The organism is Staphylococcus caprae (assembly GCF_002902725.1).
GTDB classification, from domain to species: Bacteria; Bacillota; Bacilli; order Staphylococcales; family Staphylococcaceae; genus Staphylococcus; species Staphylococcus caprae.
The window spans coordinates 45,850-54,007 of the sequence record NZ_PPRT01000097.1; the positions used below are offsets into that span (position 1 = coordinate 45,850).

General features: G+C 34.4%; 6 protein-coding genes and 1 riboswitch. All 6 genes read right to left on the bottom strand.

Annotated features, from left to right (window positions below):
- Window positions 1–3: 3 nt before the first annotated feature.
- The 6 genes from CD155_RS12725 to xpt all read right to left on the bottom strand — a co-directional run bounded on the left by CD155_RS12725 (window position 4) and on the right by xpt (window position 7,625).
- Window positions 4–1,719 (bottom strand): hypothetical protein, encoded by a 1,716-nt coding sequence (locus tag CD155_RS12725; protein ID WP_258026363.1) that lies wholly within the window; start codon window positions 1,717–1,719, stop codon window positions 4–6.
- Between the two features lie 2 nt (window positions 1,720–1,721).
- Window positions 1,722–1,961: a ferredoxin gene (locus tag CD155_RS12730; RefSeq protein ID WP_103213498.1), complete on the bottom strand. Its 240-nt coding sequence runs from the start codon at window positions 1,959–1,961 to the stop codon at window positions 1,722–1,724.
- A gap of 601 nt (window positions 1,962–2,562) precedes the next feature.
- Complete coding sequence (gene guaA / locus CD155_RS12735; protein ID WP_103213499.1) at window positions 2,563–4,104, bottom strand: glutamine-hydrolyzing GMP synthase; 1,542 nt, start codon at window positions 4,102–4,104, stop codon at window positions 2,563–2,565.
- 171 nt (window positions 4,105–4,275) lie between these two features.
- Window positions 4,276–5,742, bottom strand: coding sequence for an IMP dehydrogenase (gene guaB / locus CD155_RS12740; protein WP_103213500.1), 1,467 nt, complete (start codon window positions 5,740–5,742; stop codon window positions 4,276–4,278).
- Window positions 5,743–5,778: 36 nt separating this feature from the next.
- On the bottom strand, window positions 5,779–7,047 hold the full coding sequence (gene pbuX / locus CD155_RS12745) for a xanthine permease PbuX (protein ID WP_103213501.1): 1,269 nt from the start codon (window positions 7,045–7,047) through the stop codon (window positions 5,779–5,781).
- Window positions 7,047–7,625, bottom strand: coding sequence for a xanthine phosphoribosyltransferase (gene xpt, locus CD155_RS12750; protein ID WP_002445192.1), 579 nt, complete (start codon window positions 7,623–7,625; stop codon window positions 7,047–7,049). The genes pbuX and xpt overlap by 1 nt, the downstream gene beginning before the upstream one ends.
- 287 nt (window positions 7,626–7,912) lie before the next feature.
- Window positions 7,913–8,015, bottom strand: a riboswitch (purine riboswitch).
- Window positions 8,016–8,158 lie beyond the last annotated feature (143 nt).

Genomic DNA, 8,158 nt, shown 5'->3' on the forward strand with positions numbered 1-8,158 from the left:
ATCCTAACCACCCACTTTATCTGTAATATATTCATTTTGGTACCATTCTCTGCTATAACTAGTGATATTGATTTCTTGCTTAGTTCTCTTACATACATCAAACCAAGATTGAAATAATAGCTTCAATATTTCTTTATAATATATAGCGATGACGAGGTCATTCTCACTGTAATCACTTCCACTTTGTTTCATTAATCTTAAATCAAAAAATGCGTTATATATCGTCGCCCCATTTTTAATAGAGCCTGGACAACGAATGGCATGTCTGACTTTAGCGAACACATGCCCTTTATGATGCTGATCGCTCCACTTGGTGATGTCAGCCATAACAGGCGGAAAATAGAAATGACGCGTGATCCTTGTTTGATTATTCAAAAAATTTCCCGGGGTATAATGCCAACTATTATATTCCATTCTTTTACTTATAGCGGTAAGCACGCCAGCTAGTATCTTAGAATTATTTTGAAAGGCACTTTTCATGAGTGCACTTGGGACTACACAACAAAAATATTCATTTTGTCCCCAATTAAAAATCTCTTCTAGCTCATCTTTTTGGTGAGCTTCATAAAATTTTAGTGGTGCTCTAAACCCTCTTGCCATACCTATATCAGATGAAGTGCGAGAAATTGCTCTATTTATGATTGTATGCATCATTTTTTCAATGATTTGATAAGGTTCTTTATCAAGATTTTTCTCTATAATTTGGCAAAAATAATGATAGTAATCTTTTGAGAATTTTACAGAGGTTAATCTTTCTAAATCTGTTTTTAAACAATCATCGTTCTGTTTAGACAATTCTCTATTGTCAATATATCTTTCCTCTTTATGTAAATTCAGGCCATTGATAAACCTATATATTAAATAGTGATTTTCTATTTCTTTTCTCATTGAAAATATAAGTACCGCTTGTTTTCCTAAACTAAAATCACCATCCGTCTTTCTTTTCAATATTTGACTATATTCTTTGATTTTTTGATTAAAATAATCTTTTAAAAATGACAGTGAGAAATGTATACCGTTTACTTCTTCTCCACGTGAGGGAGGTCCGGATTTAAGTAATAGATACATATTAAAAACAAAAATTTTTTCTGCTTTCTCCCAATTTTCAATATTTTTATAAGGCAAATCATTTAATAAAAATTCATCTGTATCTCCATCGAATTCTTTTATCAAATTATTATAGTTATAAAATGTACTAAAAGTTTTATCGTTGACGTAAAGTAATATCGGAGCCATGTGATATATATTAAACTTTATAAATTTTAATATATCGTTGATTTCATCTTTATTTTTATCTTTAAAAAACGAGTTTACTTCTTCATTAAATATTTGCTCTTCTATCTCTATTTTTAGTCGGATATTGTCTTTTATGACTTCTATCACATGTTCATCAACTTTGAAGTAACCGAATATAAATGTGTAGTCATCAAAAAAATAATCCGCACCCAAAAGTAATCTTCCATATTCAGTTATTCCGAAATATATCCTATTCTCATCTACATTTTCTAACTCTGAGGTAAACACGACTTTACAATTTTGCTCGGTTAAATTTTGATATATGACACTTTGTTCTAAATTGAGACTTTTTATTCCAACGGACGTATCTATTTTTCCATCTAACGTAAAAAGCGTACGAATAATTTCGGTTGGATGTTTCAAACAATGGACTTTATTTTGAACTTCTAACAATAACTTGCCGAAACCATTTTTATTCATCATTATCACACTTCCTTTTTATTAAATGGATGTTGTGATATTTTGATTGATTCCGTCGGACAACCCTCACATGCATTTTTCAAATGTTCAATTTCATTAGAGGGAACAGGTTCACATCCACAATTATTATCTAAGCACCCATATGCAATATCTTCTACATCATATTTAAATAAATTAGGAGCAGCTACTCCACAGGCAGCACAGGAAATACAATTTTCTCTATCTACATAAGTGTAATAGTTCATAAGAATCCCCCTTATATTCAATTTTCAATGTGCACGTGGAAATATCGAAGTTAAACTTCATTTTTAAAATGAATGATAGTTAGAAAAACATTGCTTTTTTATAAAAGATAACTTTTCCAATATCAGATTACTTTAATTTAAATATAAATCCCCTTTTTCCAACAATCCCAAAAATATTTTAACTGTTTCGGTGCAATTTTGCAATAAAGATGAAAATATAAATTAATAAAATAATAGAAGTTAGCTTTATTTAACAAAAATGTAGAAAGAAATACTTATACTTTAAATATTTTGTTAACAAAAATTTTATTTTTACTATTTTCATGATAGAAAGTAAATAAATAGTGATAGATATCTGCGGAGCCATAACTAAGGTAAACTTTCGACACAACTTCCTAATTTTTATAATCAAATACGTACAACGACATCTCATCTCCCATTGTTTTTGCCTTTTATTCAAATGAATGACAAACAAAAAACCTTCAACCACAAGGGTTAAAGGCTTATAAAATGCGTATTCAAAACGTATTCAACACAAAAAATAAACAGGCTAGAAACCCCTTTGTTTTGGAGTCTCTAACCTATTTAATATGATTATTTCTTACTCCCATTCTATGGTACTTGGGGGCTTAGAAGTAATGTCATAGACGACGCGGTTAACGTGATCTACTTCATTTACGATTCGACTTGAAATCTTTTGTAACACTTCCCAGTCGATACGAGCAAAGTCACTTGTCATCCCATCAATGGATGTGACTGCTCGAATACCTACTGTATGATCATACGTACGATAGTCTCCCATGACACCTACTGATTGGATGCCAGGTAACACTGTGAAATATTGCCAGATATCTCTTTCAAGACCCTCTTTTCGCACTACTTCACGTAAAATCGCATCAGATTCACGTACGATTTCTAATTTATCTTCAGTAATTTCACCAAGTACACGGATACCTAAACCAGGACCTGGGAAAGGTTGTCTCCATACTAAATGTTCAGGAATACCTAACTCGATACCTAAGGCACGTACTTCATCCTTAAACAATGTATTAATTGGTTCAATCAGTTCAAATTCCATGTCCTCAGGTAATCCACCAACATTATGGTGGGATTTAATAGTTTGAGCCGTTTTAGTTCCTGACTCAATCACGTCAGTATAAAGTGTGCCTTGCGCTAAGAAATCAACATCTGTTAACTTAGCCGCTTCGTCATCAAATACATAAACGAATTCGTTACCTATGATTTTACGTTTTTGTTCTGGATCAGATACACCTTTCAATTTATCCATGAAACGCTCTTGTGCGTTAACACGAATAATGTTCATATCAAATCCTTCACCAAACTGCTCCATCACCATATCGCCTTCGCCTTTACGAAGTAAACCATGGTCAACAAAGATACAAGTTAATTGGTCACCAATCGCCTTATGTAACAGTACTGCTACGACTGATGAATCAACCCCACCGCTCATTGCACATAACACTTTACGGTCGCCAACTTGTTCACGAATCTTCTCAATTTCGATTTCTATGAAGTTTTCCATCGTCCATTCGCCTGTACAATTACACACACGGCGCACGAAGTTTCTTAATAAGTCGTTACCAAATTCAGTGTGACGTACCTCTGGGTGGAACTGCACACCATAAATACGACGCGTTTTATCTTCAATAGCTGCATAATTCGTACTAGGACTATCTGCAATCACTTCAAATCCTTCAGGAATTTCAATCACTTTGTCAGAATGACTCATCCAAACTGTTTGTTCCGAAGGCAAGCCGAAGAATAGCTCATCAGACTTAGCATTAATGATTGCTTTACCGTATTCACGCTCATTCGCGCGCTCTACCTTACCGCCTAATAGTTTTGTTGTTAATTGCATGCCGTAACAAATACCTAAGACCGGAATACCTAAATTATAAATTTCAGGGTCAATAGTAAATGATCCTTCCTCATAAACTGAATTTGGACCACCTGAAAGAATGATACCTTTAGGATTCATACGTTTAATTTCTTCAATTGAAATCTCATGATCATGTAATTCACTGTATACGCCCATTTCACGAATACGTCGTGTAATCAATTGATTGTATTGGCTACCAAAGTCTAAGACAAGAATTAACTCTTGCTCTTTCGCCATTTCCATAATTGCGAATCTCCTTTATTGTTTTTGATTTATGTAATACTTAGAGAAACGCTCCCTCAAATGATAACGTATAGGTCTATTTCCATTACTTTTGAAAATGAATTAAACAAGCCCATACGACACCGTTATAAAGAGCGTCCTCTAAAATGATCAAACTTCTTCATACTTTATTTAGAAAGAATAGTTTGGTGATTCTTTAGTAATTTGTACATTATGAGGGTGGCTTTCTGCTAAACCAGCAGGACCCATACGTGTAAATTGTGCTTCTTCACGTAATGTTTTCAAGTCAGGAGAACCAGTATAACCCATACCAGCTCTTACACCGCCCATAAGTTGATAAACTGTATCTTGTAGTGGGCCTTTATAAGCTGTACGTCCTTCGATACCTTCTGGAACAAATTTTCTTGGTGCTTTATCTTCTTGGAAGTAACGATCGTTTGATCCTTTTTCCATAGCACCTAATGAACCCATACCACGATAAACTTTATATTGTCTACCTTGGAAGACTTCAGTAGCACCAGGACTTTCTTCAGTACCAGCTAATAAGCTACCTAACATTACCGCGTGGCCACCAGCCGCTAATGCTTTGATAATATCTCCTGAGAATTTAATACCACCGTCAGCAATAATCGCTTTACCATGCTTACGTGCTTCTGTCGCACAATCATATACAGCTGTGATTTGAGGTACACCGACACCTGCAACAACACGTGTCGTACAAATTGAACCTGGTCCAATACCTACTTTAACAACGTCAGCACCTGCTTCAAATAATGCACGCGTTGCTTCTGCAGTTGCGACATTACCGGCTACAACTGTGATGTCAGGATATTTTTCTTTAATATGTTTAACTTGCTCAATTACGCCTTTAGAGTGACCATGTGCGGTATCAATAATTAATGCGTCAACACCAGCTTCGACTAGTTTTTGAGCACGAACTTCCGTATCTTTAGACGTACCGATAGCCGCCGCTGCTAATAAACGACCATGTGCGTCTTTCGCTGCGTATGGGAATTCTAATACTTTTTCAATATCTTTAATTGTGATTAAACCTTCTAGTCGTCCATTTTCTACTAATGGAAGTTTTTCAATTTTATGGTCTTGAAGAATCGCTTCCGCTTCATCTAAAGTCGTGCCAACTGGAGCTGTAATTAAATTTTCTTTCGTCATTACATCTGAAATCTTAATTGAAAAGTCTTCAATGAAACGTAAATCACGATTAGTAATAATACCTACTAAATTTCTGTCATCATGATTATCAACAATTGGGACACCTGAAATACGATATTTACCCATCAAAGCTTCTGCTTCATAAACACTTTCATCTGGAGTTAAGAAGAACGGGTTAGTAATGACACCATTTTCTGAACGTTTAACTTTTTGTACTTCATCAGCTTGTTCTTCAATGCTCATATTTTTATGGATGACACCTAATCCACCTTGACGAGCCATAGCAATTGCCATTTTTGATTCAGTTACCGTATCCATACCTGCAGAAATAACAGGAATGTTTAATTTAATTCTATCTGATAATTCTACACTTAAATCTACGTCACTAGGTAAAACATCTGATTCAGCTGGAATGAGTAATACATCGTCGAACGTCAAAGATTCTTTAGCAAACTTATTTTCCCACATTTAAAAACAGCCTCCAATTTAATATAGTTAGTTACATTATTTCACATTTTCGTCGCTTTGTTTATAATTTATACCATTAAAAAAGAAATTTAAGATAATTGCAGAAATTGCACCTAGAACAATGCCATTTTGAGTTAACCAAGCAAATTGTTCTCCTAAACTTTTAAATGCTTGAGGGACTGCACTAATACCTGTGCCTAGTCCTACAGAAACAGCGATAATTAATAAATTGTTTTGATTTTTAAAATCAATACTCCCTAGAATACTTACACCATACGCCATAACCATGCCAAACATTGCAATCATTGCGCCACCTAAAACAGGTAAAGGTATGATGTTAGCAAGTGCACCTAACTTAGGTATGCAACCACAAACGAGTAATAAAACCACCATGCCATAGATGACGTTATTCTTTTTAGCCCCTGAGAGTGACACAAGACCTACATTTTGCGAGTAAGCGGTGTAAGGGAAAGAATTAAATATAGATCCTAAAATGATTGCTAGACCTTCCGCAGTGTAACCTTTACGAAAATCCTTTCGCTCAAGCTTTTTCCCAGTAATCTCACTAAGTGCATGATAGACACCTGTGGACTCTATTAAGCTTACGACTGCAACAATAAAGAAAACGAGTGTTGAGCTTAAATCAAAGCCAAAACCGGAGAATCTAAATGGTAGAGGTAAGCCAACCCAATGGGCACTTCCTACTTGTTTAATATCTACCAGACCGAACACAGCTGCTAAGGCTGTCCCTAATACAAGACCTATGAGGATAGCAATTGATTTCAAAAAGCCTTTCGTAAACCTTTGTAAAATTAGAATGATGACCAATGTCACGCCACCTAAAATCAAATTTTTAGGGTCTCCATAATTTTTAGCACCTTCCCCACCAGCAAGATAGTTCATTGCTACAGGCATAAGATTAATACCAATAATCGTTACGACACTTCCTGTAACAACAGGTGGAAAGAATTTAACTAAATAAGAGAAGAAAGGAGCAATGATTACGACTAAAATTCCTGAAACAAATAATGAGCCGTAAAGTATGCCAAGACCTTTCGTTTGTCCGATAAGTATCATTGGTGCTACTGCAGTAAACGTACAACCTAATACAATGGGTAAACCTGTTCCCGTAATCTTATTAGCCTGTAAAAAAGTAGCAATACCACACATAAAGATATCAACTGTTACTAAATAAGCAATTTCTTCGGAAGAGAATTTTAAGCTAGTTCCTACGATTATAGGGACTAAAATCGCTCCGGCGTACATTGCTAAAAGATGCTGAACACTTAGGATGAAATTCTTCATTATTGTTCACCTAGAAGCGTAACTTTATTACCTTTTAATGATGCCACTTTACATAATGAAGATACTTTCAGCCCTTCATTTTCTAGACGTTGACGCCCATCTTGGAAACTTTTTTCAACAACGATACCGATACCAACTGTAGTCGCCTTTGCTTGTTGCACAATTTCATTAAGTCCTAATGAGGCATCTCCATTTGCTAAGAAATCATCAATAATAAGCACTTTATCATTTTCATCTAAAAATTCTTCAGAAACGATAACTGTACTCGTCTTATTTTTAGTAAATGAATGAATATCTGTACTGTAAAAACCATCTTTTAATGTGCTAGGCTTAGCCTTTTTAGCAAATAAACAAGGAACATCGAAATGGAAAGAAGCCATGATAGCTGGGGCGATACCTGATGCTTCTATGGTTAAAATTTTAGTAATGCCCTCGTCTTTGAACTGTTCATAAAACGTTTTTCCTACTTCATTCATAAGCGAAGCATCGATTTGATGATTTAAAAAACCGTCCACTTTTAAAATTTTCTCATCAATCACAACGCCGTCCTCTTTGACCTTACGTCCTAACGACTCCACTCAAAAAACCTCCTCAAATTCTTTGGTATTGATTTCTAGATACAAAAAAACCCTCAAACTAAAGTATAGTTTCAGGATCTATGAGTGAACGAGCAATACATTGCGAGGTTGCAAATTAAGAAGAAGATACGCCAACTTAGTCCTAAAAACGTATGATTCAATTTCGATATAAATAAACTAAAATTGTGACAATGCTAAAAATGTTAGATGCCAATTTAATGAGTTTTATTACGAATCAAAACGCCTTTCACTTTCCCAGTTATGTTTCAACGCTTTAAACTACTCCTAAGTATTGTGTTGTTACCCATAGTCATGTCGTTAATGGCGACATGGTAGAAACTTCTAAAGCCATATTCTCTAGATTATATGAGTTTTATAAATTATTTAATGATGATAGCAAACTTTTCATGTATTTTCAATATCATTTAAAATAGTTCAAAGTTGAGAAATCAACAATTTATTATGTAATCGTTTTAATTTCAAATATAGATTCTTATTGGAAAATCAACATCAAAATTATATAATTATATATG